Below are 26,500 nucleotides of genomic sequence, written 5' to 3'. Positions count from 1 at the left end.
GCTTTTCCTATTCTGCCTGCGTCACGCGCAGATTGCCGGGGGCCTTCCAGGCAGCGGTTACAGTCTTGGTGCTCTGACCCGACAGCGTTTCGAGATCGAGCCGGATGGCGTTGTTCAGGAGCCGCGCAATCAGTTGATCCGCCGTGATCCGGCCTGCGATGATGCCATCCAGCCGGTCATCCGTGCGCCCGCCCAGGCTGACCGAAAACGGCCTGTCGGCTTTGGCGTTCAGGCTGTAGACAATCAGCGTTTTGCTGTCGAATGGCACCAGCTGTGGTGCTGCATCCGAGGCCTCGATGCCATCAAAATGCACCGCCAGGGTCTCTAGATCTGCCGGGCTGACCGTGCCTTCGATCATGATCGCAAGGCTCTGCGCGCCACGGTCGAAGCTGGTTTCGACCAGGGCCGTTTGATCGGTCAGATCGCGCGCCTGCATCCATCCGCAGCCTGCGCGTTTGCCTGCGCGGGCGCGGCTGGCCCCTTCGGCCCGCACAAATCCGCCTGAACAACGCGCCATGCCCCGGCCCAGATAGGCAACCTGCGTGGTTTCCAGCCATCCCGCGATCTCTCCGGGCACGGGTTCTTCGCCCGCCAGCACTGCAAAGGCGCGGCTTTCCGAAGGCAGTTTGACCCGGCTGGCGTCAAGCTGGTTCAATATGACTTGGCCTGCCGCGCCGATGACCACCAGACGCGCGGCACCTTTGATGCTCAATTCGCCAGCTGTCGGGAAACGCACCGTTCCGTTTGCCCCGGGCAGATCGTAAACCGCGATTTCGCCAGCGTTGAGCGCGCGGCTGTCGCCGCGCCGGACCGCCCCCGCTTGCACCATGTTTTCGACGGCTGCGAGTGTTTTTCTGTCAACCGCCCCCGCGCCTGTCCTGCCAGCGGAGAATGCGGCCACAGGCGACAGCGTTTCCGGAACACTGGCAGCGGCGACCAGCGTCTTGTCGATCTTGGGTGCCCCGATCTGCGCGCGCAGCAAAACCGGTGCGGTGCGGGACGCCTGGGCGGTCCCGGCCACCACGGGCGGCGCGATCCGTTGGTATTTTTCGCTATTGGCCGTGACGCGCGTGACCTTTGTGACCGCATCAATGGCCGTCCCGCGCGCCGCGCGCGACGGCTGCACCATATAACCGCGCAACCGGGCCTTGCCAAAACTCACCGTCCTGGTTGTCAGCCCCTTCTTCGGCACCACGCGTTTGCGCCCGGCGGCGGCGGACCCGACGATACGCTCCGACAAAAGCCCGACGCGCATCGGTGCCGCACGCTCGCGCGCCCAGGACCGTTTCGCGGTTGGCTGACGCGCAGCACCATGCCAATCGGCGGCAATCCGGGGCATTTTCTGATCCCCCATCGCGTTGAGCAAGGCCCGCTGCTCCTGCGCCTCGCGCACGAGGGCCGCCCGCAACGATCCCGCCGCACGCAGGGGCAGCGGTTTGCGGTCACCCGGTTCAACCTGCTCAAAGGCAACGCCGCCCGATGCATCATTGGGGATGCGTTTGGAACGCACCGATTTGAAGCTAATATCGATCCCTTCGGTGGCGGAAATCACATCGCCCTTGGGCAGTTTCTTGGCGTCGGTATCCTGTGGCGGCCCCCAGACGCCGATGGGGAACTTCCCGGTTTGGCGCGCGGTCGGGAAGATCTTGGTCGGGGCGTTCAAAGATGCTGGACTACCATCGATGCGCGTCAGACGCATGGTCAGGATGATGTCATCTACGGTCTTGCCGGAGGGCGCCACGCCCAGGTTCGGTTTGGCCCCTGTGGGCACCCCGATCCCGTCACAATCGATGCCGGTCAGCGGGATGGTGCTGGTAAAGGAGAGCTCAAACTCGCTGGTGACATCGAAAGGATGCGCGATAGAACCATCGGCACTGCCCGCTTCGTCACCATCCTCCGACGCCGGTGGAATGGCCCCTTTTCCGGCGATGCCGCTCATCGCCCGCGCGCGATTGCCCGGCGCAAGTTCCAGATATTTCTCGGCAAAGGCCGTCCAGGCGATGAGCTGTGCTGGCACCGGGCTGCTGTCGCCAAAGCGGACGCGGATGTCGATGGGGCCGACCTCGACCCTTGCGGTGCCGTGGAATTCCGGACCGCGCACTTCGATGTAAGCGCCAAGGCTGAAGGACAGCTTGATTGTGCCCAGGAAGGTCTTGATCCGGATGCCTGCCGAGACCCGTGCATGGGCATCGGCCTCGTAACTGAAAGGATCAAAATAAACGATGGCGTTGCCGCCAAAACTCAGATGCGCAAAGGCCGGACCAAATTTTGCACTCGCTTCAAAGAGGCCACCTGCCATGATCGCCTCGGAGGTCAGGGCGAAATAGGTCTCCGACTTGATGACGATGTTGCTGGAGACGGACCAGTTGAAGCCGAGGCGCGGTACCACTGGGTAGCCGTCACGCTGAAAGCTTGGGTGATAGCCGCCCAGCGTCAGGACGAATTGCCCGGCCTTATCGCCCTTGAACCAGCTGACATAGGCAAAGCCGCCGGTGAGCCGTGCGGACTTGTGCAAGAGCCAGGAATTGTCGGTCAGCTGCGCCTGGATCCAGATCACGCCTTCTTCGGTCGAGAAACGTGCCAGCAGGCCCAACTCGATGGAGACCAGCGCCACTTCCGGCCGGGGCAGCGCCATCCGGGCCAGCCCGAAGATCGACAGTTCGAACCCCTGTCCGAACTCCACCGCGACCACCGCGATCCCGTCGACCAGCGCAAAGGAAGTGAAACTGATGCCTGCCGCGAACCAGAACTTGCCTTTCTTTGCGGGGAAATTCCCCCGGATGACCATCAGATCCTCCGACAGGTTGCCGCCTGGGCTGAACGCGGGATCCAGCGCCTGGATCATGATGAATTCATCGAAATCACCCGGGCTGGTGGGCGGGATCAGATCGCGGTTGATCCCGAAGCCACCACCAATGCCGGTCAGGAAGAACGCGGGCGCGCCACCGATGGGGCCGAGCACCGCGCCGTAAACAAAGAAGGCGGTGTAGGGATCATCGCCCTTGACCGCCGAATAGCCGCCGTAGAGCGACAGCCCGTAGGTGCCGAAGCGCGCGGCCAGCATGCCGATGTAATCGATGCTCTTGACCATCTCCGTGCCCGTTGGCGTGGTAACCGGGACATCGGTTTCGAATTTGCGAAGACCGCCCGCGAGCACCACGCCGGACATATCCGCCGAGACCGCAAGGCCCGCAAGATCCACGGCCCAGGAGGCCGGGTCAAAGATACCGCCCCGATCAAGCCGGTAGCGCAGTTCCAGATCATCCACCGCGGCCTGCAGCCCGGCGATGGAGACATTGCCATCAAAGAGCAGCGAGATGGATTGCAGCGTATCATCAGCGATCTGCGAACCGAGGCCAATCTGGTCGATGTAGATTGGGCCGAACTGGCTGCGGATGGGCAGCCACCAGGGGCCGTCGCCGTCACCTGCGCTGAAGCGGAATGCGATGTCTCCGCCGGGCTTAGACTGCACGGAAAACGCCGGGCTGAAGGTGGGAGCAAGGGCCGCCTCGCCCTCGTTTGTCTCGGCCAGCATGCCCTCGGCAACCGCATTGCCGCCCTCTTCGCTGCCGGTCTCGCCGCCTACTGCCACGGCCAGATCGGAGAGCTGCACCTGCGCGCCACCCAGCTTTTCGGTACTGGACAGACGCGCAAAGCCGTGCAGGGCAATCGACCCGATCGCAATGGGGCTATCCAGCAGCGGCGCGTTTGACCGACCGATCCGCAGACCAACCCCATCGACAGAAAGCGTCGGTTCGAAATCGAGGCCGCCCATGCCCAGTTTCAGCAGCCCGATTTTTAACCCCGCGGTGGGCCCGCCAATGATCCAGCGGCTGTCATTCTCCAACCAGAGCGCAATGTCACCCTCGACGATGGGCAAGCGGTCCCTGACGCTCAGACTGAACCCGACAACGCCGCCGGGTTTGGCCAGGCCGATATCAAGCGCCCCGTCAATGGTGACGGTAGGTTCGGCATCCGCGATGTTGTCAATGAGCGTGATCACACGCGCCAGCTTGTCCTCCAGCAAGTCGGAGGCCTCCTCATCCTCGCGCAGGATCACGCGGAAGAAATCGGCATCCAGCCCACCGCCGGGTTTGAGCAGCACACCGGTGAGCATGTCTTCGAGCTTGAGGTTCCTGGCCGGTGCGCCGATGGGCTTCTCCAGCACCTCCCTGACCGGTGGCAGTTCCAGCAGGAAGGTGCCGACCAGATCGATGGCAAAATGCATGATGCCGCTGGCGATCTCGTCGGGGGTATTGGTGCCGAATCCGAGGTCAAATTTTCCAGGGGTAAGATTGGTTTCGAAATCATAGCGCAACGTCAGCGCTTGGCTATTTCCTGGATCAACCGCCAGCCCGATGGACACCGACGGCACCGCCACCGTGCTGCCCACATCCAGCGCGAAAACCGGGTAGAGCTCGATCCCGCCCCCCAGTGGGATGGTCGCGGGCCCTACACCCACCTGCATCCCTGCAACCCCGGTGGCGTCAAAGCGCAACGCGGCAGAGACGGTGTTTGCAAAGGGCACAAGCAGAATATCTGCGCCCACTTCGACAGAAATGGGGCTGGCGTGGAAGGTCACATGCACCGTTGATCCGGCTGTTCCTGCATCGGCGATCTCAAGACGCGCACCGGCATTCATCGGGTTGGGTCCGACGCCCAGCGGGACCACCGACACGCCGTCAGGCAGGGCATCATCCAGGCGCAGGAGCCCTGATGCCAAGAGCTGCGGCCAGCGGGTCTCCAGCGTTCCGGCCGGATCCGTCACCCAGGCCACCATCGCAGGCCCGTCGAAGTTGCCCCCCTGGCGCAGGAGCAGCGCATCACCGATATCCGCGATCAGATTGCCCGCGGGCGTGTTCGTCGCGACGATGGCATCCAGCGCTGCTGGCAGGGCCGCGGTGACCCCGGCAGTGGCCAGTTGCGCAAGGCCCGCCGGGTTGGGGTAGATTTCCAGATCAGTGCCTGCGCCATCGCGCATGAACAGGCTGACGGCACCGCTGGCGACGCTCAGATGCACCGCGCGCTGTCCGACCGTGCCACCGCTCAGCCCGACAAAAACGGCGATGGCGGGCAGCACCCGGCCATCGGGGTCGATATGGATGCCGACGGCGCCACCAAAATCAACATCCGCCGCTGGCATGAAGAGCGCCGGGTCGAGCGTGAATTCGAGCACCAGACCGCTGGCATTGCGGGCGCGCAACCCGATGCCGGGCGCGATGTCCCAAGTTCCAGATGCCCCGGAGAGACCCACCAGAGGTTTCAGCGCCTCCATCAGCGCGATCACCCGGTCAGGCTGCACCGTTTTCCCATCAAGTGTGCCCAGCACCGTCCCGCGCCGCAGCCACGCACCGGGGTTGATGAACATCAGCGGCGGGATCACCACGCGCGGGGTGCCGCCTGCGCTGTCGAGCAGCCCAAGACCGGTCAGGGCGGCGTCGATGATTGGGCGCACACCGGGATCGGACTGGCGGACCCCTTCAAGGATGCGCGCGAGCGCAGTGGTCGCCATGGCCGGGAAGGCCGTTTGCGCCAGCCGCATCACATCCGGCGCGGGCCAAAGCGGCACGCTGGGTGGCAGGCCGCCCAATGCCTCGGCCTCTGCGGTGCCCAGATGCAAGGTGGCTGCAAAGGGGGCCAGGGGCACGTTGACGTGCGTCTCATCCTCCGCACCAAGGCGCAATGCCGCGGCGGTCACACCCCCCTGCCCGATCGTTCCAGACACCGCCCATTCCGAGAACACCGGCATGCCGGTGGCCCCTGAAAGCGTCAGCGTCATCTGCCGCGCCACCGGGTCGAAGCTGATGCCCGTGGTGTCCCCGGTGATATCCGCGATCAAGGTCATCAGACGGTTGCGCAACGCAGGATCTGCGAGCAGATCCTGCAGGCGCGCCGCGGGATCATCCAGCCAGTTGGACAGCGACAGCGGGTCCAATCCGTCGCCCGCCCCAAGAATGCCTGCTGCACGCAGGGCGTCAGCGACCTTGGCCAGCGCCGGATCCGCTGCGGTCGCCAGTTGGGTGAACACCTGCGACAGCAGATCCTGAATTTCCGGCGTGCTGGGGGCGGCCAGCCCTTCGATGCCCAGATCGCCATCGGCAAGACCGGGCGACAGCACAAGCCGTGGGAAGCTGCGATCATGGATGCGCACGCCATACAGGGTAATCTGCGCGCGGTTCAGGGCCGGCTCCGCCGCACCACCCAGGGTAAGGCTCAGATCGATCTCGATGGAGCGCAGCTCCAGATCAAGCGGCAGCGGCGCGGCCTGTGGCCCGCCGATCAGCCAACCACTGCTGTGGCGCAGTTCAAGGGCTGCGGTGATGGTGCGCGCCTGTCGCGGGACGATGGCCGGTGCCCCGGACCCAAATTCGAGATCGACGCCGACGATTTCGGCCAGACCGTGCCCCTGCACCACCAGTCCCGTGGCCGCGGGCGCGCTGGAAAGCGGCACCCAGGCCCCCAAAGACGCAGAGGTGATTTCCTGCAGCTCACGGCGCGTGCTCCGCGACTGGGCGTTGAGACTGAGACCCGATGCAACAGCTGCGCTCAGCGCGCATCGGATTGTATCCGCATCCAGCGCCCCGTAGACAAGGTGCAGCGCCAGATCGCCGCGTTTGGTGCCGCTCCAGCCCGCAGGCAGCGCCAGATCGGCCACAGCCATGGCACGATCACCGAGGTATCCCGCGATCAGCCGCCGGACGCGGGCGAGGTCGTCATCATCAGGCTCGGCCGCGTCCTCCTCCGGCATGAATTCCGCAAGGCGGCGCAGCATCTCCGCCTCGACCACAGGCAGCGGTGACGGCACCTGTTCGGCGACGACTGGCTGGCCAATTGTCACCAGCCGGTTGATCCCGCTGCCCATGGCGTCGAGCGCCAGCCAGCAGGCATGCGCCGCCGCCGCATCCGCAACCACGGTCACATCTGGCCGTGCCGCAATGAGGGACAGACCGTGACGCAGCCGCGCCACCTGCCCCGCAACGCCATCTGGATCACCTGAGGGCAAACGCGCCGCGTCGCGCGGGGCCAACAACAGATGCCAGGTGCCCGCCTGTGACGGCAAAGGCGTGAACGCCAGCGGGTCACGCCCCGCCTCGCGCATGTCCAGCACACGGGCGGGATCAAGCGCGGGGTCCATGGGGGCATCAGGCCGGATGACCTGCACGTTGATCCGCGTGGCAGGGGCCGCGCCCACAATGGGGACAAGATCAAGGCTCTCGAAAATCGCAGCTGCGGTTTGGTTCTGGATCAGATGCACCGTCGCCCCGGGAATAGCGACAGCGGGCGCGCGGACCTGTCCATCACTGCCCTGCCAGAGGCCTGCAAGACCGTGCAACCCGGCGCTGACGGCGTCTTGCGCCAGACCCGCGCCAAAGGGTCCGGCGATCTGGGGAAACTCACTGAGGATGGCCTGCGCCAGTTTCCCCGGCTCCAGCCCGGCATCCCCCGGACGCCACCGTCGCAGCGGCAGGGACAAAAGCCCATTGGGTGTGGGCAGCGGCGCATCGGGTTGTCGCCAGACCGCAATCGCGGGCATATTCGGCGCCTCCGACAGCTTGATCCGCCAAGGGTCGGTGATCGTGCCTGAGCCACTAACGTTGAACTGCGCCTCGGGACGGCCCGACAGGAACCGAGCCAGCGGCTGCAATTGCTCCTCGACCTTGCTCTCAGCATCCGCCAGGATGCGCGCGAGCCAGCCCCGCAGCGCATTTTCCGTATCCGATATCAGCTCTGCCAACCGCAAACGGTGCCGCCGCGGGTCGCCCAGCACCGGCGCGGACCTGCGCCAGCCGACCGCTTCAATCAGATCGTTGAGCCAGTCCTGACCGATCTGCTGTGCCAGATGCGCCAGCAGCCGTTCCAGCGCGTCCCATTGTGCGTTGGTGATCGATGCAATGGCCTGCGCCACCCCGCCGGAAAAATCGGGGATGTCGATCGGCAGTTGCAGCCCGTCGATGTAAATCGCTGGTTTGGGTGCTTCATAGCCCACATCAAGCCCGGCATCCGGCGTCCAGCCTGCGCGCAGGCCGAGGTGATCGACCTCGAAGCGAAAACCGCCCTGATCCGTGCGCAACCGTCCGCCGCCCCGGGCGCGGCCCAGAGCCCGCACCGAAACCTCCGGCAGGAACCCGGCGGCACCGCTGTCCAGATCGAGCGCCACGATGCCAGCGCGCACCCGTGTCTCAAGGACCGTGCAGCGCTCACCCAATGTGTCGACCTGTCTGAGAAACCCAAGCCCGATGACCAGTCGCGCGGCAGCGTCACGCCAGACCGCCACGTGCAGACCTGCGACCAGTGGCAGGACCCAAGGTGCCGCATCCGTACCTGATCCGGTCACAGATCCCGGCGTTGCGTCCCCGGTGAGCAGTTCGCGCAAACTGCTCAGCACGGCGGGCACATCAGCGATATGGCTGTTCAGCACCGCCTCCCAATGCGCCCGCAGGCGTCCGAGCGGATCGCCGAGGAATTCCAGCAGATCAATGCGCGGATATCCCGCGCTGGCACCGGGCGGGGCCTGCCACCCCAGCATGATGGCGATCAGATCCCCGGCTGGCCCAAGGGTGCCCAGCACCTCGCTCAAGGCGTCGGTGATCGCCTGTGCTGCTGTTGCGGCCAAAGCCTCCGGGTTTGTCAAATCCAATCGTGGATGCGTGGTGCTGAAAAGGGTGACATCCAGCAGTTCGAGCACCAGCACCGGCCTGCGCGCCGCGTTGAGACCGAAGCCCACGACCAGCGTATCGACCGAAACGTCGGGCATGACCACGCCTGAGAGATCAAACCGCGCCTCTGCCCTGAGATTGGGCACGGCCACGGCGGTGCCCAGGCCAAGATCGACGCGGACCAGATCCGCGCGCAGGGACACTTCCGCCGGGCCGTCCTGCAGCCCAAATGCGGTGGTGAGCGTGAGCGTCGGTTTGCCGGATGCGCCGGCTTCGGCCCGCAAACCAATCCTGACGACCGCGGAATCGACTGTCAGCAAAACCTCGTGACCCTGCACCGTGGCACCACCACCAAACACGTCCGCCAGTGCCTGCAGCCAGGCCGCGCGCCGCGCGGCGTCGCCCAGCACCTGCGCCAACCAGTCGCCAAATGCATCGAGACCGCGGTTGAAGATGTCCTCTACCGGCAAGGATGGGATCGCCGGATCGCCATCCAGACCGATCAGCTTGGCAAAAGCCTGAATTTGCGCCCCTGCTGCGGTGCCGACCTGTGCCTGCAGCAACCCAATGATCAGCTCCAACCCCGCATCCCGCAGGCTGTCAGGGTCGGTCAGGGACAGGGTCAGGTCGCGCCCTGTGGCCTCGCCCGGCAATTGCAGCCCGCGCAGACTAAGCGCCACCTTCGGATCACCATCGGCGGCGATGGTGGGGATCAACAGGCGCAGACCCACGGCCTGTAGCCCGGCCTCCCCGGGAGGCGCCGGGGTTTCGGACACGGTGACTTCGCTGCTGATCGCGATGAAACCGCCCCGCTGGCGGATCAGTTCGGGGCTGGACGGCGCCGGCCCGCTTTTGGCCGCGCGAAACAGGGGAAACATCAGGGCGGATTGGCTGGTCGCCAGCGGCGCACTTGTGCTGAAACGCACCCCCAGAAACAGATGTACCTCATCAATGGGCGTGTTTTCAGAAACCGGGGTGTCGTCCGCTACGATGAAAAAACCAATCCGTGATCCGCCGCCCAGATCTTCGGAGAAGAGCTCGATCCATAGCCGATCTTCGGCGTCCCGTTCGGTTTCGCCGCCGCGCATGGTCGCGACAAAATCAAACAGCGCCTGGCGCTGCGTATCATCGGCCAGCATTGTTTTAAGGTAGGCTTCGGGGTCGCCCAGCCAGTCGCTATTGAATTCGCCGTCAGAACCAACCAGCCCCAGAGCCCGCAGCAGATCGGCGGTTTCGCCAAAGTCATCCGGCGAAAAGGCGTTCATCGCAGATCCTCCTTGAAGACAAACCGGGCCTGGCTTTCCACCACCAGACTGCCGCGCCGGGCCGTGAGGGCGCGTGGGATCAGGCGCTGGTTCTGCACGTCGCGACCGGAGGCCCCCGCAAGGCTCTCACTGGCGGAAATCAAGGCACCATGGGCCAGGGCGATCAGCGCCTCGCCCCAGACCTGCGCCACGACAGGGTTGCCCGCGGGCCTGTCCGTTGTGGCCATGACCAGACCAGTCAGACGCTCTTCGCTGCCCACGGCAAAGGGGATTTGCATCGTCGCACGCAGCTTGTCGGCCTCGACCTTGATGTCGACCCGTACCAGCCCGTCGGTCAGCGTCGCCTGGATTTGCGATGCATGCACAACAAGCTGGTTGATACCATCGTCCCAGATGACGCTCGCTTGATCCTCGCAGATCCGCACCGCTGCCAGTTGCAAAAGCTGCGTCAGCCCCTTGGTCGTGACCGGCAGGTCAGCCCCCTTCTTACCGGTCTTGATCGGGACTTTGGGCAATGCATCGGGGAGGTTTTTGCGCAGCTGATCCATGAGGGATGTCGTGACAAAATCCAGCTGATTGGTTTTGGGAAGGTCGGGCCGCGTGATCACCGAGCCCAGTATCTCCGTCAGGTCGTTGGGCTTGACGATATTGCCGATGAAATCGCCCAGATCGTCAAAGACCGGCGGCTTGTCCCGCACAATGACCAGATCGTCGATGCGAATGTCATCCAGCCGTCCGACCTCGTCGAGGATGTTCTCAAATCGCCTGCGAAAACTGGCCGAGGCACCGGGCACCCTGCCCAGATCTCGCAGCCGCGTGCCCGAGACAGCAGCACCCGGCGTGAACCCTGGTCGTGATGTTGGCCGACGCACCATGGCGATTTCCCCAAATCAAGAGGCGCAGGTCCAGCGGTGTAAAACAGCCCGTTTCAAAGGCAGTTGATGACGCCGCACCCATGCTGGCAGCGGCGGTACTTCGTTATTTGCGAAATGCGCTCAAAATCAGCTGCGCGACAAAACCAAGTACCAACCAAGTGAAAATGAACCCCACCAGCTCCAGCGCAAAACTGCCCCACTTGAAGTAGAGCTGTGCGACAATGAGAGCGACGGTGAAGGGGATAAACTCGCGTTCCAGAATGTCTTTGAGAGCAAATGTCTTGAGCAAGGAATACACTTAAAAATGCCCCACCGGTCTGAAAATTAGATCTGATTCAACCTCAAGTTAACGTGGCGGCAAGTGTTTCAGTCAAGGAATTATTTTACCGCTCCACCAGGGTCTCTGAACGACACCTCATCTGAAAATACGGCAGAACGTCAGCGACACAGCGATGCGTTGGAACGCAGACGGAAGCGTGGTTAGAGGCGAAGGTCCAGACAAACGCGTCGGATTTCGCACCTATGGAAATGCCCCTGCCCAAATGCAATTATAGCGAAAATTCATTGACCTAAAGGCTATACCTCATCCAGAAGAACAAACCCGGTGACCGGACCGATTTCAAAATCAAGCGAGCAATTTGGCAGGGCAATGATATCCGCCAGTGAAGTTCACCAATGGACATCAGATCGGCGCGGAAAGATGCGTTAATTTTTTATCGTCCACGCCGCAATCGCGCTGGCGCAGCTGTTGCAGGCGCGCTTGTTGCCGCCGAAACTTATCGCCTGGGCGATTCTCCGAACGCGCGATCTTAGCGCTTGAGCGACTGCATCCAGCTCAACGTCTGCTCGGTGGGCGCCGTGGGCTTATACTCTGCGCCCAAGGGGCGGTCATACCCCAATCCCGCGATAACCTCGAAAATATGGTCAAAATTAACTTCGCCGTGATCAGGTGTCCCCCGATCAGGCACGCTGGCGAACTGTATGTGGCCAATGATCGGCAGCAGGGCGTCGAGCCGATGACTCAAATCACCTTCCATCAGCTGCACGTGATAGCAGTCAAACATGAGCTTCAGATTATCCGCGCCCACCGCTTCGATGATGTCGCGCGCCTGCTCGGTCGTTGTCAGAAAATAGCCTGGGGCATCGTAGTGATTGAGCGGCTCGATCAGGATCGTGATGCCCAGCGGGGCGGCTTTCGTGCAGGCATAACTCAAGGCGGATGTGAAACAGGCCTCAGCCGCATCGCCCTGCGCGAAGCCTGCCATCACATGCACAGCGCCTGCACCGGTTTGCTGCGCGTATTCCAGCGCCTCATCGATGGCTTCCCGCGCCTCCGTTTCGCGACCGACAAGCGCGCTGAGACCATTTTCACCCGCGTCCAGGTTTCCCCGCCGCGTGTTCAGCCCCAACATCGGCAGGCCCGTTTCCTCTAGCGCAGCGGCGACCTCCTGCGCGCCAACCGCATAGGGCCAATGGCATTCGACCGCATCAAACCCGGCGGCTTTGGCCGCGCGAATGGCATCCGGCAGCGGCCTTTCTGCCCAAAGAAACCCGAGGTTGGCGGAAAATCGGGTCATGCGTCCCACTCCACGTCAAATTGGGTCACAAGGTCGCTGACCTGCTGGGCGCTCAGCATGTTTGCATCAAATCCGCGCATCAGCATGGCCAGGCGCGCGGTATCCTCCAGCTCTTCGATGGCATTGCAGGCCGCCTCCACATCCTTGCCCGCCACCACCGGCCCGTGGTTGGCCAACATCACAGCGCTCCTTTTGCCCGCCAGACCGCGCACTGCCGCCCCCATCGCCGGATCGCCGGGTAGAAAGAACGGCAGCAGCTTGACCTTGCCCAGTTTCATGATCGCGTAAGGCGTCATTGGTGGCAGGAAATTGTCGGGATCCACGTCCGGCATCATCGACCAGGCCACCGAATGGCAGGAATGCAGGTGCACCACGGCACCGGCACCTTTGCGCGTGTCATAGAAGGCGGAATGCAGCGGCATCTCCTTGGTCGGAGCGTCGCCGCGAATGAGCGTTCCCGAGGCGTCGAAGTGGCTGAGCCGCGCGGGATCGAGCCGTCCGAAACTGGTGCCGGTTGGCGAGACAAGCAGCCCGCCATCAGCCGTGCGCGCCGAAATATTACCGGTGCTGCCGCCCGTCAGCCCCCGATCAAACAGGGATTTCGCCAGCAAACACATTTGTTCACGTAGTTTGGTTTCGTCGGTCATGGGGCCTCAAGAACGTTGAACACATGCGCAAAGAAGTCTTCGGCGCCTAAGTTGCCGGATTTCGACGCCAATGCAATGGGATGACCATCGCTTTCGCCTGTGATCCAGAGGATGCCTGGCGCAAACTCCACACAAACGTCCCGACGGTAGAAGCCCAGCGCTTTGGTCATGAGCCCCGCAACTCGCCCCACCGACAACACCAAACCATCGCGCGCGACGCCCCCGGGCGGCCATCCAGACAAGCGTTTTTCCCGCCATTTAACACGCAGATCTCGGCAAGTGCAGCATCGGCTTCGCCGCCACCATTTGCGATATCTCAAAACAACAAGCGATTTTTCCCATGGATTGCCGCGCGTGTTCCCCGCTGCCTGGTCAAATCGCTTCGCCTGTCAGTGCATTTGCGGATACACAGGTTGTCAGCCCCCGGATGGAGATTTTCTATGCACCTGGCAATCATCGGATATGGCAACATTGCACAAACAGCAGTTGCCTGGCTGGCGCACCGACCGGTCGCGCGTCTGACCGTGCTCGTGCGGCCCGCACGCGTGGCCGCTCTGGAAGAGGACGCTGCGCTCAGCAAAGCCGCGCCTCGGGTGAGCGTCGTCGGCACCATCGATGAGCTGTTGCAGGCAAAACCTGATCTGGTTGTGGAATGCGCAGGCAACCAGTTTGTCGCGGAGCATGGTCCACGGATTTTGCGCGCGGGGCACGATCTGGTGCTGGTCTCGATCGGAGCGCTTGCGGATCAGCAGGTGGCGGATCACTTGCGATTGGCTGCAGAAGCTGGATCCGCTCAGATGGCCCTGCCCTCCGGTGCCATCGGCGGCATTGACCTGTTGGCGGCACTGGCGCTGGCAGGAGATGTGCAGGTAAGCTACCGGGGCACAAAACCGCCCGCAGCCTGGGCCGGGACACGCGCCGAGGAAGTCTGTGATCTGTCGGCATTGACCTCGCCGCAGGTATTTTTTGAGGGCACCGCACGAGAGGCGGCGATGGCCTATCCCAAGAATGCAAATGTCGCCGCGACCCTGGCGCTTGCCGGTGCAGGATTTGACAGCACGCGCGTTTCACTGATCGCTGATCCGGCGGCGACCGGTAACCAACACGCCTATGAGGTTTCAAGCCCGGCGGGCGGCTTTGCGATGACCATCGACAACGCCGCATCAGCAGGAAACGCGAAGACATCTGTGGCCACGGTCTACAGCGTGTTGCGCGAGATTAACCGCAAACGGGACGCTGTTATGATCTGATGGGTCGCCGGGTCCTCTACCACAGCTCGATTTTCTGCCCGGTTTCAGCAGATTGATAGATCGCATCCTTGATACGGATGACCTCCAGATAATCGCGGGCTTCGTTTTCGAACGCGCCCCGCCCCAGTACGCCTTGCACCACGTGGTTTTGCAGGTGATAGACGCAGTCGCCGCCGAACCCCTCCCAGGTGTCCGGCGGTAGGACCATTTCACTCTCCATGCTGCCATGCGGTCGCAATGTCACCGACCCATCGCCCAGCAGGGTCAAGACACCCTCTGTCCCTTCAAAGAGCGCCTCGCCCATGGTGCGGCGCTGATTGTCTGCCAAGTGATCGCAATGCCGATTGCCATCGAAAAGCGCGCGCACCCCATTCGGATGATCAAAGAGAACAAATCCCGCGTCTTCCCCCTGAATATCAGGGTTGATTTGCCGCAAATCCGCATAGACCGCGCCGGGATTGCCGAAGAGGAAGCGGAATGTGTCGATCCAATGGGCCCCGGTTTCGTGGATCAGGAATTTCGGCATCTGCTGAAAATAGGGCTGGCGGTCGAGATAGGCGTCCGGACCCTGCCCGTCGCCGGGGCGCAGCCTGAAACTGGCCTGTAGCGGCGTGCCGATCCGCCCACTGGAAATCTCGGACTTGATGGCGCGGTACCAGGGCATGAACCTAAAGTTTTCGTGAATGATCAGCCGCGCACCGCTGTGTTCGGCGAGAACCGTAAGGGATGTGGCCTCTTGCAAATCCTGACAAAACGGCTTCTGGCAGATGATCGTTTTGACCCCGGCATCCAGCGCCAGGAGCACCGCATCGCGGTGCGCCACCGGCGGCAGGATGATGTCGAGGATATCCGGCCCGGTCGCAGCCAGCATCTGGTGCAGATCGTCGAAGGCCGGAACCCCGGTTGCCTGCGCTGCTGCGATCTGACGATCTGCGGATCCCACGCAGGTGACCTCCGGCAAACGCGCCCAGGCGCCGTAGTGAAACTGGCTGAAATACCCCGCACCGACGCAAGCGACCCGAAGAGCTGTATCAGACATCAGCTCTCCCTCAAGGCCGTTGCCACTGCGGTGGCAGCTTCGGTCGTCGTCGCTGATCCGCCCAGATCCCCGGTGAGCACCGCACCTTGGGCAATCACCGCTTCGGTGGCCGTGCGCAACCGGACGCCGTCCGCAGCCATCACCGCGTGATCATGCCGCAGCCCCAGCCATTCCAGCATCATCGCGCCCGAGAGGATCATCGCCAGCGGGTTTGCGATCCCCTGCCCGGCAATATCGGGCGCGGACCCATGACAGGGTTGAAAAACCGCATGGTTGAGCCCGATGTCCGCGGAGGGCGCCACGCCCAGCCCCCCCATCAACCCGGCACCAAGATCAGACAATATGTCGCCAAACATGTTTTCTGTGACCAGCACATCGAAATCCCACGGCTTTTGCACAAACCACAAGGCGGTTGCATCCACATAGGCATGATCGCTGGTCAGATCCGGATGTCTGGCCGCCTCGGCATCGAATATCTCGCGGAAAAAGGCGAAAGCGCGGAACACATTCGCCTTGTCCACACAGGTCACACGGCCAGCGCTGCGCCCGGTCTCCTTGCGCGTGCGCGCCAGATCGAAGGCAAATTTGAACAGCAGTTCCGATGTTTCGCGTGTGATCAACAGGGTTTCGCGGGCCTCGTTCTCGGTGACCTCGCCACAGCCCTGCGTGTGAAAGAGCCCCTCCGTGCTCTCGCGGATCAGGACAAAGTCGACCTCACGGCCTTCCGGCATGTTCAGCGGCGTCTTTTGACCGGGGAAAATGCGCACCGGGCGCACGCCTGCAAATAAATTCAACGCTTTGCGCAGGTCGATCTGTGGCGAAATTTCGGTGCCATCGGGATAGCGCACGGATGGCAAGCCCATGGCCGAGAGCAGAATCGCATCCGATTGCCGTGCGGCCTCCATCGACGCATTTGGTAGGGCATCCCCCGTCTCCGCGTAATGCGCCGCCCCCGCTGCACAGTCGGTGAACGCCAGTTGGTAGCCAGAGGTTTGTGCCAGGTCGCGCAGCAAACTCACCGTGGGCGCCATAATCTCCGGGCCAATCCCATCGCCGTGAAAGACCGCGATGTCATAATTCTTTTTCATTGATCTTTGCGCCTCTTGGTGTGTGCTATGCATCCAGTCTCAACAAGACATTTGAGGGGATGACATATATCGCCACTTTAATGTATGCATTAATTTATACGTAAGCCTGACCCGATCTACAAGTAAGGATTGATATGTTCGCTGTTGTCGTCACTTTTTCAATCAAAACGGAACATTTAGCGGCGTTCATGCCCTTGATGACAGAAAACGCGTCCACCTCGCTGCGGGAAGAACCGGGGTGTCATCAGTTTGACATTGCGACGGATCCAGCACGTCCGGGCGAGGTTTTCCTTTACGAGCTTTACGACAATGCGGCGGCATTTGATGCGCATCTCGCTTCGGCGCATTTCAAGTCTTTCGACGCCACTGTTGCCGATATGATTACGGAGAAATCCGTGAAAACCTACGGAAAGGTCCTGCAATGAGTGATTGGGAAGTCTACGCCGTCAAATACGCGGACCGGAACAGCCGCACGCGGCGCGAGAGTTTCATTTTCGACGATAATCACGATGCGCCGCACCCAATGGACTATTTCATGTGGGTATTGCGGCGGGGTGCGGAGGTTATTCTGGTCGACACCGGCTATGATGCGGCGGAGGCGACCCTGCGGGACCGTCCAATCCGGCAGGACCCGGCGGCCTCACTTGCGCCACTTGGGCTCAGGCCTGAAGACATCACAACCGTGATCGTGACCCATCTGCACTATGATCACGCGGGGGGCTTGCACCTCTTTCCTAATGCGAAACTGCATATGCAGGCGGCGGAGATGGCCTATGCCACCGGGCCCTGCATGTGCCATGACACGCTGAAGATGCCCTTCACCGCCGGGCACATCTGCGAAGCGGTCACGCGCCTCTATTCCGGGCAGGTTGTGTTTCATGAGGGTGATGGCGAGATTGCCGAGGGGGTCACGGTCCATTGCATCGGCGGCCATAGCCGCGGGTTGCAGGCCGTGCGTGTGCGCACCTCCGCCGGGTGGCTGGTGCTGGCGTCGGATGCGGCGCATTACTATGAAAATGTCTTTGCGCGCAAACCCTTCCCCATCGTTGTCGATCTGCAAAACATGCTGGATGGGTTCGACACGTTGGCGCGGCTCGCCACCCGCGCCACGCTGATTGTCCCCGGCCATGACCCGCTTGTCACGCAGGCCTTTCCCCCAGCCATGGCGGCGCATATCTGGCGGCTCGATCAGGGTCCGGACAAGCCCGGCCTGATCGGCGGCACGTGATGCGTCGCGCTGTGATGCGGGCTAATCTTCACGCTGTGCACAAATAACAGGCGGAAATCCTGACAGCTGTGCAGATCATCGATCTCATCTATGGTCAAACGACATTTCCCATGTGACATTAACCATTGGAAAGTTGACGCCCGAAGGCCACTGAAATTGCTCATGCGCACCACGACACTGCTGGACCAGCCGCGCGCCATCGGCGCCGCGATGGTATCCAGCAAAAAGCGTGCGCACCGGTCTTGTATCGACGGCTTACGCCAATCCGGTGCGCTGAAACTGCTCTTTCCCCGGACCACAGGCCCGCTTGAGGCGATTTTGATCAACACCGCGGGCGGCATCACCGGCGGTGACAGCTTCACCATCTCCGGCACGGCGGGAGAAGGGTCGGAACTGACACTGACCACCCAGGCCGCTGAACGCGCCTACCGGGCCCAGCAGACGCAAACCGGCCATCTTGAAACGCATCTGACTGTTGAAAAAGGCGCGCGGCTGAACTGGCTGCCGCAGGAAACCATCCTCTATGACGGCTGTGCCCTGCGCAGGCGCCTTGTGGTTGAAATTGCTGCCGGATCGCGGTTTCTAATGGTCGAACCGGTTCTCTTTGGCAGGCGTGCGATGGGCGAAGATGTCCACGACATCCACTTTGAGGATCAGATCACGCTCCGGCAGGAGGGCACCGTGATTTACCGTGACGGGGTATGCCTCTCTGGCGACGCCGCAGCACAGCTTGATCGCCCGACCATCGCGGGCGGCGCGCGCGCCATGGCCAGCCTTGTCTTCGTCGCACCGGAAGCCGAAGCCTATATCGCCCCGCTGCGCGACCTCATCGGCCCGACCGGCGGTGTCAGCCTGTTGCGCCCCGGCGTCTTGGTGGCCCGACTGCTGGCGGCAGATGGCTTTCATCTGCGCAGGCGTCTGTTGCCCATGCTCGACGATCTGACCCACAACCAATTGCCAAAAAGCTGGAGACTGTAAGCCATGCAGCTGACCCCCCGTGAAAAAGACAAACTGCTGGTCGCGATGGCCGCCGAAGTGGCGCGGCGCCGTCTGGCGCGTGGCGTCAAACTGAACCACCCCGAGGCGATTGCCCTGATCACCGATGCCGTGGTTGAGGGTGCACGCGACGGGCGGTCAGTCGCCGACATGATGCAGGCGGGTGCCGAGGTCATCACACGCGATCAATGTATGGCAGGGGTGCCGGAGATGATCCATGATGTACAGGTCGAGGCGACTTTTCCCGACGGCACCAAGCTTGTCACCGTGCATAATCCGATCAGGTAGGAGACGCTGATGATCCCCGGAGAACTCATGGTCGCCGAGGGCGACATCACCCTGAACGAAGGCACCGACGCCATCACCCTGATGGTGGCCAATACCGGTGACCGGCCGGTGCAGGTCGGCAGCCATTATCACTTTGCCGAAAGCAACCCGGCGCTTGATTTCGACCGCGCGGCGGCACGGGGCATGCGGCTGGATATTGCCGCGGGCACCGCCGTGCGGTTTGAGCCGGGACAGCGCCGAGAGGTGCAGCTCATTCCGCTTTCCGGCGCGCGCCGCGTCTTTGGGTTCAACCAACACATCATGGGCGATCTGTGATCGTCCAAACCTTGGAGGAGGAAAGACCATGTGTGATATCTGTGTGATCAATTCGGTGAAGGAACGGATGCTGTCGCGGCGTGACTTCTTCAAAACCAGCGCTGTCGTCGGCGCGGCTGCGGCACTGGGCACGGTCGCAACGGCGCCGCCCGCCCTGGCCGCCGGTCATGGCGGCGTCTTCGACATGACCCACAAGCTGAGCCCCGAATTCCCGACCTTTTTTGGCGTGCCGGGCATCTCGACCGAGCAGCCCTTCAACTTTGCGGAACATGGCTTCAACCTGCTCAACCTGAGCATCAATGAACATACCGCCACCCATATTGATGCGCCGCTGCATTTCTCTGCGGATGGCAATTCGGTGGATGAAATCCCCGTCAGCGACCTTGTCGTGCCGCTCTGCGTGATCGACATTGCCGCGAAGGCCGCGGAAAACCCGGATGCTCAGGTGACGCCCGACGATCTGAAGGCGTGGATTGCAGACCATGGGGCGATCCCGGACAAGGCCTGCATCGCGATGCATTCTGGCTGGGCCGCCAAGACCGCAAGCCCCGACTATGTGGGCAATGATGCAGGCGACGTCAAACACTTCCCCGGGTTCCACATCGAAGCCACGCAGATGCTATTGGAAGAAACCACGGCTGTGGCAATGGCGGTGGATACCCTGTCGCTGGACCACGGCCCCTCGCCCGATTTCGCGACACATTACGCGTGGCTGCCATCTGGTCGCTACGGTATTGAAAACATGGCCGGGCTGGATCAGGTGCCTGCGGCGGGCGCCACGCTGGTCGTCGGCGCACCCAACCATGTGGGCGGCACGGGCGGCCCGGCGCGCATCTTTGCGATGGTGTAGTGGGCGTTTTACGTTTCATATCAAAAGGTACGGCCGGCGCAGGACCGCTGGCCGTGGCGCCATTGCTCCGACATCTGGGGAGTTGGCCCGTCAGAGGGGCCGCCTTCGCCTTGTGTTTGGCGAGCCCGGGCATTGCCCAAGACCTCGATTGCACAAACCCCGTCACGCAAGTGGAAATGACCGGCTGCGCCAGCCGCGCCGCCGAAGCAGCGGACAAGCAGTTGAACGAAACATGGCAACGCGCGATTGCAGCCGCCAGAGAACGCGATGAGGCAGATCCCGGCTATGAGCCGTCGAGCGAAGAAATCCTGCGCGATGCGCAACGCAGCTGGATCACCTTCCGCGATCAGGCCTGCAGCGCCGAGGCCACGATTGCCCGTGGTGGCACGATGGCGAGCCAGCTGTTTCTGATGTGCCTCGAACGGCTGACCCAACGTCGCACCGAAGACCTGCACCTATTCACCGAGACAAACTGATCAGGAAGACGCCTATGCCCGCCACAATCTCACGCTCCAGCTATGCCGCCATGTTTGGCCCGACGACCGGTGATCGCGTGCGGCTTGCCGATACCGATCTGATCATCGAGGTGGAACGCGATTTCACAACCTACGGTGAGGAGGTCAAGTTCGGCGGCGGCAAGGTGATCCGCGACGGCATGGGGCAATCGCAGGTGACACGCGCGGGCGGCGCGGTCGATACGGTGATCACCAATGCGCTGATTGTCGATCACACGGGCATCTACAAAGCGGACGTGGGCCTGAAAGACGGGCGTATCCACAAGATCGGCAAGGCGGGCAACCCGGACACCCAGCCGGGCGTGGATATCATCGTGGGCCCGGGCACCGAGGCCATTGCCGGTGAGGGTAAGATCCTGACGGCCGGTGCATTTGACAGCCACATCCACTTCATCTGCCCGCAACAGATCGAAGACGCGCTGCACTCCGGCGTAACCACCATGCTGGGGGGCGGCACCGGGCCCGCGCATGGGACGCTGGCCACCACCTGCACGCCGGGGCCATGGCATATCGGGCGCATGCTGCAGAGCGTCGATCATTTTGCCATGAACATCGGCGTGTCCGGCAAGGGCAACGCCAGCCAACCGGCAGCTTTGGTCGAGATGGTCGAGGGTGGTGCCTGTGCGTTGAAACTGCACGAGGATTGGGGGACAACACCTGCCGCGATTGATTGCTGCCTGAGTGTCGCCGACGACATGGACGTGCAGGTGATGATCCATACCGATACGCTGAATGAATCCGGGTTCGTGGAAAACACCGTAGCCGCCATGAAGGGCCGCACGATCCACGCCTTTCATACTGAAGGCGCAGGGGGTGGACACGCGCCGGACATCATCAAGATTTGCGGCGACGCCAATGTGATCCCCTCGTCGACCAATCCGACGCGGCCCTTCACGGTCAACACGCTGGAAGAGCATCTGGACATGCTGATGGTTTGTCATCACCTCGACAAATCGATCCCTGAGGACGTGGCCTTTGCCGAGAGCCGCATCCGGCGCGAGACCATCGCCGCCGAAGACATCCTGCATGACATGGGAGCGTTTTCGATCATTGCTTCGGACAGTCAGGCGATGGGGCGCGTCGGCGAGGTGCTGATCCGCACCTGGCAAACTGCGGACAAGATGAAGAAACAGCGTGGTCCTCTCGCAGAAGAGACCGGCGAAAACGACAACATGCGGGTGCGCCGCTACATCGCCAAATACACGATCAACCCTGCAATTGCCCATGGGATCAGCCATGAGATTGGCAGTATCGAGGAAGGCAAACGCGCGGATCTCGTGCTCTGGAACACCGCATTCTTCGGCGTAAAGCCCGAAATGGTGCTGATGGCCGGTACCATTGTCTGTGCGCAGATGGGGGATCCAAACGCCTCCATCCCGACCCCGCAACCCGTGTACACGCGGCCTATGTTCGGCAGCTTTGGCCGATCAGTTGAGCGCTCTGCCGTGACCTTCGTCAGTGCTGCGGCAGAGGCCGCAGGGATCGGCGGCACGCTGGGACTGCGCAAAGACGTCATTGCGGTGAAAAACACCCGGAACATCGGCAAGAAGGATCTGATCCTGAATAACGCGCTGCCGGAGATTGAAGTGAATCCGGAGACCTATGAGGTCCGTGCCGATGGTGAATTGCTGACCTGCCAACCAGCCGAGGTGCTGCCGATGGCACAGCGCTATTTCCTGTTCTGAGGGTAACACATGATACCAACTGCTCAAAAGGTGACAACACAGGGCCAGCCCGTGCAGGACCATGTGACGCTCGACTATGATGCCCGTTTTTTGCGCCGCAAGGTGCTGACCACGCAAAGCGGTGCGCAGGTTCTTGTCGATCTGCCCCAAACGACCTCGCTCGCGGATGGGGATAGGTTGGAGACAACGGATGGCGGGTTCATCGGGGTGCGGGCTGCGCCTGAGCCCTTGCTGGAGATCACCGGGCACGGCCTGCACCGCATCGCCTGGCACATCGGCAATCGCCACACGCCCTGCCAGATCGAGGAGAACCGGCTTTTGATCCAGCGGGATCACGTCATCGCACAGATGCTTACGCAGCTGGGCGCGCATGTGCATGAGGTGGTCGAGCCCTTTACACCGGAAGGCGGCGCTTATGGCCACGGGCGGACCCACGGCCATGATCACGGCGCCCAACACGGGCCAGACAGTCACGTTCACGCCCATGACCACTGACGCAATCCTGACCCTGACGCAATGGCTGTCGCCGGGGTTTCCGGTTGGCGCATTTGCCTATTCGCATGGGCTGGAAACCGCCATTGAAACCGGTGCGATTACGTCTGTGGATGATCTGGAGACATGGGTCACCGACCTGATCTCCCAGGGAGGCGGTCGATCTGATATCATCATCTTGTCAAGTGCTTATCATGCTAACCCTCATGTACTACATCAGGTTGATGAAACCGCCCGCGCTTTTGCCGCCAGCGCGGAGCGCCTGCTGGAGACAGAGCAGCAAGGGGCCGCGTTTTGCAGAACGGTGGACGCGGTTTGGGGTACGGCGCTCGGGGCCTGTACTTATCCGGTGGCTGTCGGACGGGCGGCCTGCGCGCAGGCGATCCCACTGGAACTCACCGCGCAGATGTACCTGCACGCATTTGCTGCCAATCTGATCTCCGCCGCGGTGCGCCTGGTGCCATTGGGCCAGACCGAAGGTCAGGTGCTGCTGGCCAAACTCGCGCCTCTTATCAGGTCCACTGCTAAGACCGCTGTTTCAGACCAACTTCACGATCTTCATAGCCATTGCTTTGCCGCTGACATCGCGGCCATGCAACATGAGGTCCAGTATTCAAAGGTGTTTAGAACATGACAAGCTTAAACGGCCCCCTGCGCATCGGTATCGGTGGCCCTGTGGGGGCTGGCAAAACAACGCTGACCGCCTGCCTTGCCCGCGCTCTGAGCCCGCGACATTCCATTGGTGTGATTACCAATGACATCTACACACAGGAGGATGCGGACGCGCTCATGCGCATGCAAATCCTGCCCCAAGACCGAGTTATTGGCGTCGAAACAGGCGGTTGCCCGCATACCGCCATTCGCGAGGATGCCTCCATCAACCTGGCCGCCGTGGCGGAAATGCAGGCGCGGCATCCGGATATCGAGGCCATTCTGATCGAAAGCGGCGGTGACAATCTGAGTGCGACCTTCTCGCCGGAACTCGCAGATGTAACGCTCTATGTGATCGACGTGGCGGCGGGCGAGGAAATCCCCCGCAAGGGCGGCCCGGCCATCACCCGGTCGGACATTCTGATCATCAACAAGACAGATCTGGCCCCACATGTCGGCGCATCGCTGGAGATCATGGAACGGGACGCAGAAAGAATGCGCGCGGGGCGGCCCTTCATCTTTACAGCGCTGCGCCATGGCCAGGGTGTTGAAAATGTCATTGAGGCGCTGCGCGAGGTTTCGGGGCTGGGCATGGTATCGGCTGCAGAATGAAAGCCAGCCGATAACGCACTGAATAGGCTACAAGTTATGCGTCTCGAAGGTTTCGTGCAGCGGTCTTTACCGCGGCGCGGATGCGAGGGTATGTGCCACAGCGACACAGGTTACCACTCATCTCTGCATCGATGTCAGCGTCGCTTGGATCCGGCACAGCATCGAGCAAAGCCGCCGCCTGCATGATCTGGCCCGACTGACAGTATCCACACTGCGCGACCTGATGATCGATCCAGGCGGCTTGCACCGCATGTAGGCTTTCGGGCGTGCCGAGACCTTCAATTGTGGTCACCGGCCCCTCGACATCTGCCGCAGCCAATTGGCAGGATCGCATTGCAACCCCATCCACATGCACCGTGCAGGCGCCACATTGCGCAACGCCGCAGCCGTACTTCACGCTGGTGATCCCAAGGGTATCCCGCAACACCCAAAGCAAGGGCATATCGTCGGCAACATCGACCTCGTGGTCCGCGCCATTCACGGTTAATTTCATGCGGATCGTCCTCGCGAATTCAGCGTCACAATACGAAATTCACGCGCCGCCAGCAACGACGTCGCAACGTCACGACAGCCCATCGGCAAGTCTTCGAACCCTAGAGGGCAGGTCATTTCAGGCGGCGTGAGCCTTGCTGCGGCAGTAGCAGGAGGCGCGGATTGGCACGGTGGCGCGTGCAATCGCCTGATCCAGTTGCAGTTTGATGTGCCGCGCTTCGGTCAATTCACCTCGGTGCACAAGACACTCGTGCAGCCCGTGCAGGGACCAGACGTTGCGCGGGTGCTGGCACGCCCGCGCCAGTGTTTCATCCAAGCCGAGGTCTGCGCGGTACACCGCTTCGGCCTCATCAAAGCGCCCCATCTCCATCAGCAGCGCGCCAAGCGCATGGCGGGTGGGTTGCATCCAGCCCCAGGGCTCATCATAGAGCAGCGCATCATCCAGCACGACCGAGCGCCGCAGATGCGCGATACCGGCCTCGTGATCGCCGGATTTGAAGGCCAGTTCGCCCTCCATCATCGCCTCACCTACCTTCAGCACATCCGACCCGAAGTTGTTGAAAACCATGCGGGTGTCCTGCATCGCCGCCATGGCGGCAAGGGCTTCGTCACGCTCCTGTCGTGCCTGATCAATGAGACCCAGGTTGGCCAACGCGATCACCCGCGCCTGTCGCATCGCCGCTGTTGTGTAGCTGTAGAGCTCCGCGTCTTCGGGCAAGGGTTCGTCAATGATCTGCTGCCACATGCCAAAGCGTATCATGACATGGATTTTCTTCCCCCAGAAGCTCTCAAAGAGATCCGGCAGGTAGCGTACAACCTTGTCGGGCAGCATCTCGATCAAGCGCTCAGACGCCTGCAACGCCCTTTCCGGCTGACCCAGGAACATCGCGCCATAGGCCTCAAAATGCACGTTGTGAATGCGGTAAACGGTGTAGAAGTTCTCCGCCCCTGCAACGGCCTCGTATTTTTGGTCAATTTCAGCCGCGCGCGCGTTGCGTGTCACAACGTTCTGGTAGTCACCACACAACACATCGATATGGGTCGCCATATGGACCAGATGCCCGGAATCGGGCACAAGATCGACCAGCCGGTCCCCGTGGCGCAGCGCCTTTTCCGGGAACGGCGACATCTCCATCAGGTGAATGTACATATGCAGCAAACCAGGGTGATCCCAGGCGCCGGGGAGCGTGTCAAAGGCCTTCTCAAGCGCGGCCTGCGCCTCCAGCGTCGAAGCCCCCTCGCGCGGCTGACCGCTGGGCAGATCCCACAAGAGCCAGGGCGTCCGGTTCATCAACGCCTCGGCAAAGAGGCATATGACGTCGAGATCGCTGGGGTGATCGGCGTAGACCCGGCGCATCGCGTCGGAAAACGCGTCATTCCACGGGGCGAAATCCTCAATCTCCGGATCATCGGGAAAACGGTCCGCCAGCGCCTCGATCAGAGCAACTTCGACAGGCGCAAGGTCAGGTTTGAGCTTTTGCGCCTGCGCCAGTGCGCCATGCGCCTCGCGCAGCGTGCTCACCCGCTCTTCGGCTGTGAAAAACTCCCAAGGTTTATTGTAGTTGGGACCAACGGCATAGGCGATGCCCCAATGGGCCAACCCGCATTTGGGATCAGCTGCAATGGCCAGTTTGAAACAGTCGGCGGCGGCTTCGTGATTGTACCCGAACAGCCAGATCAGACCCGTGTCAAAGTGACGTTGCGCCGTCTTTGACGCCGTGGTGATGTGTCGGGCATATGTGCCAAGATCAAAGCCGTCCATTGCAATCCCTTTCATGAAAAACGCCCCCGCGTTGCGGCGGGAGCGTATCACGAATTGCGTTTCGCGCCAGATCGTTTGCGTGTGCTAAAACTCCACCACAGCGCGGATAGACTTGCCTTCGTGCATCAGCTCAAAGCCGTGGTTGATCTCGTCCAGTGTCAGCTTATGCGTGATCATCGGGTCGATCTCGATCTTGCCGTCCATGTACCAGTCCAC

22 protein-coding genes and 1 pseudogene are annotated in these 26,500 nt (G+C 62.0%); 12 read left to right on the top strand and 11 right to left on the bottom strand.

Features of this window, described 5'->3' with window-relative positions:
• Positions 1 to 7: 7 nt before the first annotated feature.
• From Q1A20_RS15055 to Q1A20_RS15030, 6 genes are all read right to left on the bottom strand, one after another.
• Positions 8 to 9,922: a DUF6603 domain-containing protein gene (locus Q1A20_RS15055; RefSeq protein ID WP_299917391.1), complete on the bottom strand. Its 9,915-nt coding sequence runs from the start codon at positions 9,920 to 9,922 to the stop codon at positions 8 to 10.
• Complete coding sequence (locus tag Q1A20_RS15050) at positions 9,919 to 10,797, bottom strand: hypothetical protein (RefSeq protein ID WP_299405798.1); 879 nt, start codon at positions 10,795 to 10,797, stop codon at positions 9,919 to 9,921. The genes Q1A20_RS15055 and Q1A20_RS15050 overlap by 4 nt, the downstream gene beginning before the upstream one ends.
• A gap of 103 nt (positions 10,798 to 10,900) precedes the next feature.
• On the bottom strand, positions 10,901 to 11,086 hold the full coding sequence (locus Q1A20_RS15045; RefSeq protein ID WP_298970540.1) for a hypothetical protein: 186 nt from the start codon (positions 11,084 to 11,086) through the stop codon (positions 10,901 to 10,903).
• 520 nt (positions 11,087 to 11,606) lie between these two features.
• Positions 11,607 to 12,374, bottom strand: coding sequence for a TIM barrel protein (locus tag Q1A20_RS15040; RefSeq protein WP_299405801.1), 768 nt, complete (start codon positions 12,372 to 12,374; stop codon positions 11,607 to 11,609).
• The gene (locus tag Q1A20_RS15035; RefSeq protein WP_299405803.1) at positions 12,371 to 13,021 is read right to left on the bottom strand and encodes an aldolase; all 651 of its coding nucleotides are present in this window, start codon (positions 13,019 to 13,021) and stop codon (positions 12,371 to 12,373) included. Before Q1A20_RS15035 ends, Q1A20_RS15040 begins: the two co-directional genes overlap by 4 nt.
• Positions 13,018 to 13,263: a nucleotide-binding domain containing protein gene (locus tag Q1A20_RS15030; protein WP_299405806.1), complete on the bottom strand. Its 246-nt coding sequence runs from the start codon at positions 13,261 to 13,263 to the stop codon at positions 13,018 to 13,020. The genes Q1A20_RS15035 and Q1A20_RS15030 overlap by 4 nt, the downstream gene beginning before the upstream one ends.
• A 198-nt stretch (positions 13,264 to 13,461) precedes the next feature.
• Between Q1A20_RS15030 and Q1A20_RS15025 the strand changes: the two genes are divergently transcribed.
• A complete protein-coding gene (locus Q1A20_RS15025) occupies positions 13,462 to 14,271 on the top strand; it encodes an aspartate dehydrogenase (RefSeq protein ID WP_299405808.1) in 810 nt (269 codons plus the stop codon).
• 16 nt (positions 14,272 to 14,287) lie between these two features.
• Here the strand turns inward: Q1A20_RS15025 and Q1A20_RS15020 are convergent, their stop codons facing one another.
• Entirely contained in the window at positions 14,288 to 15,310 is a 1,023-nt protein-coding gene (locus Q1A20_RS15020) for a Gfo/Idh/MocA family oxidoreductase (protein ID WP_299917386.1), read from the bottom strand.
• Entirely contained in the window at positions 15,310 to 16,398 is a 1,089-nt protein-coding gene (locus Q1A20_RS15015) for an isocitrate/isopropylmalate family dehydrogenase (protein WP_299405814.1), read from the bottom strand. The genes Q1A20_RS15020 and Q1A20_RS15015 overlap by 1 nt, the downstream gene beginning before the upstream one ends.
• Positions 16,399 to 16,532: 134 nt before the next feature.
• On the opposite strand from Q1A20_RS15015, the gene Q1A20_RS15010 reads away from it, so the two are divergent.
• The 11 genes from Q1A20_RS15010 to ureG all read left to right on the top strand — a co-directional run bounded on the left by Q1A20_RS15010 (position 16,533) and on the right by ureG (position 24,030).
• The gene (locus Q1A20_RS15010) at positions 16,533 to 16,823 is read left to right on the top strand and encodes a putative quinol monooxygenase (protein ID WP_299405816.1); all 291 of its coding nucleotides are present in this window, start codon (positions 16,533 to 16,535) and stop codon (positions 16,821 to 16,823) included.
• Positions 16,820 to 17,626: an N-acyl homoserine lactonase family protein gene (locus tag Q1A20_RS15005; protein ID WP_299405819.1), complete on the top strand. Its 807-nt coding sequence runs from the start codon at positions 16,820 to 16,822 to the stop codon at positions 17,624 to 17,626. The genes Q1A20_RS15010 and Q1A20_RS15005 overlap by 4 nt, the downstream gene beginning before the upstream one ends.
• Positions 17,627 to 17,788: 162 nt before the next feature.
• Complete coding sequence (locus Q1A20_RS15000) at positions 17,789 to 18,604, top strand: urease accessory protein UreD (protein ID WP_299405821.1); 816 nt, start codon at positions 17,789 to 17,791, stop codon at positions 18,602 to 18,604.
• A 3-nt stretch (positions 18,605 to 18,607) separates the two neighbouring features.
• Positions 18,608 to 18,910 carry an urease subunit gamma gene (locus Q1A20_RS14995; RefSeq protein WP_299405824.1) on the top strand — a complete coding sequence of 101 codons (303 nt, stop codon included), beginning with the start codon at positions 18,608 to 18,610 and terminating at the stop codon, positions 18,908 to 18,910.
• 9 nt (positions 18,911 to 18,919) lie between these two features.
• Complete coding sequence (locus tag Q1A20_RS14990; protein WP_299405826.1) at positions 18,920 to 19,225, top strand: urease subunit beta; 306 nt, start codon at positions 18,920 to 18,922, stop codon at positions 19,223 to 19,225.
• 28 nt (positions 19,226 to 19,253) lie between these two features.
• Positions 19,254 to 20,075: a cyclase family protein gene (locus Q1A20_RS14985; protein ID WP_299405829.1), complete on the top strand. Its 822-nt coding sequence runs from the start codon at positions 19,254 to 19,256 to the stop codon at positions 20,073 to 20,075.
• Positions 20,076 to 20,128: 53 nt separating this feature from the next.
• Positions 20,129 to 20,551, top strand: coding sequence for a lysozyme inhibitor LprI family protein (locus Q1A20_RS14980; protein WP_299405831.1), 423 nt, complete (start codon positions 20,129 to 20,131; stop codon positions 20,549 to 20,551).
• Between the two features lie 14 nt (positions 20,552 to 20,565).
• A complete protein-coding gene (ureC, locus tag Q1A20_RS14975; protein WP_299405834.1) occupies positions 20,566 to 22,275 on the top strand; it encodes an urease subunit alpha in 1,710 nt (569 codons plus the stop codon).
• Positions 22,276 to 22,284: 9 nt separating this feature from the next.
• Entirely contained in the window at positions 22,285 to 22,770 is a 486-nt protein-coding gene (gene ureE, locus Q1A20_RS14970; RefSeq protein ID WP_299405836.1) for an urease accessory protein UreE, read from the top strand.
• Complete coding sequence (locus Q1A20_RS14965) at positions 22,760 to 23,401, top strand: urease accessory protein UreF (protein WP_299405838.1); 642 nt, start codon at positions 22,760 to 22,762, stop codon at positions 23,399 to 23,401. Before ureE ends, Q1A20_RS14965 begins: the two co-directional genes overlap by 11 nt.
• The gene (gene ureG / locus Q1A20_RS14960; protein ID WP_299405840.1) at positions 23,398 to 24,030 is read left to right on the top strand and encodes an urease accessory protein UreG; all 633 of its coding nucleotides are present in this window, start codon (positions 23,398 to 23,400) and stop codon (positions 24,028 to 24,030) included. The genes Q1A20_RS14965 and ureG overlap by 4 nt, the downstream gene beginning before the upstream one ends.
• A gap of 34 nt (positions 24,031 to 24,064) precedes the next feature.
• On the opposite strand, the gene Q1A20_RS14955 is transcribed toward ureG, so the two are convergent.
• The 3 genes and pseudogenes from Q1A20_RS14955 to Q1A20_RS14945 all read right to left on the bottom strand — a co-directional run.
• Positions 24,065 to 24,523 (bottom strand): (2Fe-2S)-binding protein, encoded by a 459-nt coding sequence (locus Q1A20_RS14955; protein ID WP_299405842.1) that lies wholly within the window; start codon positions 24,521 to 24,523, stop codon positions 24,065 to 24,067.
• Positions 24,524 to 24,640: 117 nt separating this feature from the next.
• The gene (locus tag Q1A20_RS14950) at positions 24,641 to 26,299 is read right to left on the bottom strand and encodes a hypothetical protein (protein WP_299405843.1); all 1,659 of its coding nucleotides are present in this window, start codon (positions 26,297 to 26,299) and stop codon (positions 24,641 to 24,643) included.
• Between the two features lie 69 nt (positions 26,300 to 26,368).
• Positions 26,369 to 26,500, bottom strand: a pseudogene (locus Q1A20_RS14945) (S-(hydroxymethyl)glutathione dehydrogenase); the annotation flags it as partial.

Origin of the sequence: uncultured Roseobacter sp., assembly GCF_947501835.1 — a bacterium.
GTDB lineage: Bacteria > Pseudomonadota > Alphaproteobacteria > Rhodobacterales > Rhodobacteraceae > Roseobacter.
The sequence above is the reverse complement of the archived record's forward strand: the minus strand, read 5'-3'. Positions and strand labels throughout refer to the sequence as shown.

What these genes read in the sequence shown, in the direction of transcription:
- Q1A20_RS15055 (WP_299917391.1), bottom strand. Translation starts at nt 9,922, where the DNA reads ATGAACGCCTTTTCGCCGGATGACTTTGGCGAAACCGCCGATCTGCTG.
- Q1A20_RS15050 (WP_299405798.1), bottom strand. Translation starts at nt 10,797, where the DNA reads ATGGTGCGTCGGCCAACATCACGACCAGGGTTCACGCCGGGTGCTGCT.
- Q1A20_RS15040 (WP_299405801.1), bottom strand. Translation starts at nt 12,374, where the DNA reads ATGACCCGATTTTCCGCCAACCTCGGGTTTCTTTGGGCAGAAAGGCCG.
- Q1A20_RS15035 (WP_299405803.1), bottom strand. Translation starts at nt 13,021, where the DNA reads ATGACCGACGAAACCAAACTACGTGAACAAATGTGTTTGCTGGCGAAA.
- Q1A20_RS15025 (WP_299405808.1), top strand. Translation starts at nt 13,462, where the DNA reads ATGCACCTGGCAATCATCGGATATGGCAACATTGCACAAACAGCAGTT.
- Q1A20_RS15020 (WP_299917386.1), bottom strand. Translation starts at nt 15,310, where the DNA reads ATGTCTGATACAGCTCTTCGGGTCGCTTGCGTCGGTGCGGGGTATTTC.
- Q1A20_RS15015 (WP_299405814.1), bottom strand. Translation starts at nt 16,398, where the DNA reads ATGAAAAAGAATTATGACATCGCGGTCTTTCACGGCGATGGGATTGGC.
- Q1A20_RS15010 (WP_299405816.1), top strand. Translation starts at nt 16,533, where the DNA reads ATGTTCGCTGTTGTCGTCACTTTTTCAATCAAAACGGAACATTTAGCG.
- Q1A20_RS15005 (WP_299405819.1), top strand. Translation starts at nt 16,820, where the DNA reads ATGAGTGATTGGGAAGTCTACGCCGTCAAATACGCGGACCGGAACAGC.
- Q1A20_RS15000 (WP_299405821.1), top strand. Translation starts at nt 17,789, where the DNA reads ATGCGCACCACGACACTGCTGGACCAGCCGCGCGCCATCGGCGCCGCG.
- Q1A20_RS14995 (WP_299405824.1), top strand. Translation starts at nt 18,608, where the DNA reads ATGCAGCTGACCCCCCGTGAAAAAGACAAACTGCTGGTCGCGATGGCC.
- Q1A20_RS14990 (WP_299405826.1), top strand. Translation starts at nt 18,920, where the DNA reads ATGATCCCCGGAGAACTCATGGTCGCCGAGGGCGACATCACCCTGAAC.
- Q1A20_RS14985 (WP_299405829.1), top strand. Translation starts at nt 19,254, where the DNA reads ATGTGTGATATCTGTGTGATCAATTCGGTGAAGGAACGGATGCTGTCG.
- ureC (WP_299405834.1), top strand. Translation starts at nt 20,566, where the DNA reads ATGCCCGCCACAATCTCACGCTCCAGCTATGCCGCCATGTTTGGCCCG.
- ureE (WP_299405836.1), top strand. Translation starts at nt 22,285, where the DNA reads ATGATACCAACTGCTCAAAAGGTGACAACACAGGGCCAGCCCGTGCAG.
- Q1A20_RS14965 (WP_299405838.1), top strand. Translation starts at nt 22,760, where the DNA reads ATGACCACTGACGCAATCCTGACCCTGACGCAATGGCTGTCGCCGGGG.
- ureG (WP_299405840.1), top strand. Translation starts at nt 23,398, where the DNA reads ATGACAAGCTTAAACGGCCCCCTGCGCATCGGTATCGGTGGCCCTGTG.
- Q1A20_RS14955 (WP_299405842.1), bottom strand. Translation starts at nt 24,523, where the DNA reads ATGAAATTAACCGTGAATGGCGCGGACCACGAGGTCGATGTTGCCGAC.
- Q1A20_RS14950 (WP_299405843.1), bottom strand. Translation starts at nt 26,299, where the DNA reads ATGAAAGGGATTGCAATGGACGGCTTTGATCTTGGCACATATGCCCGA.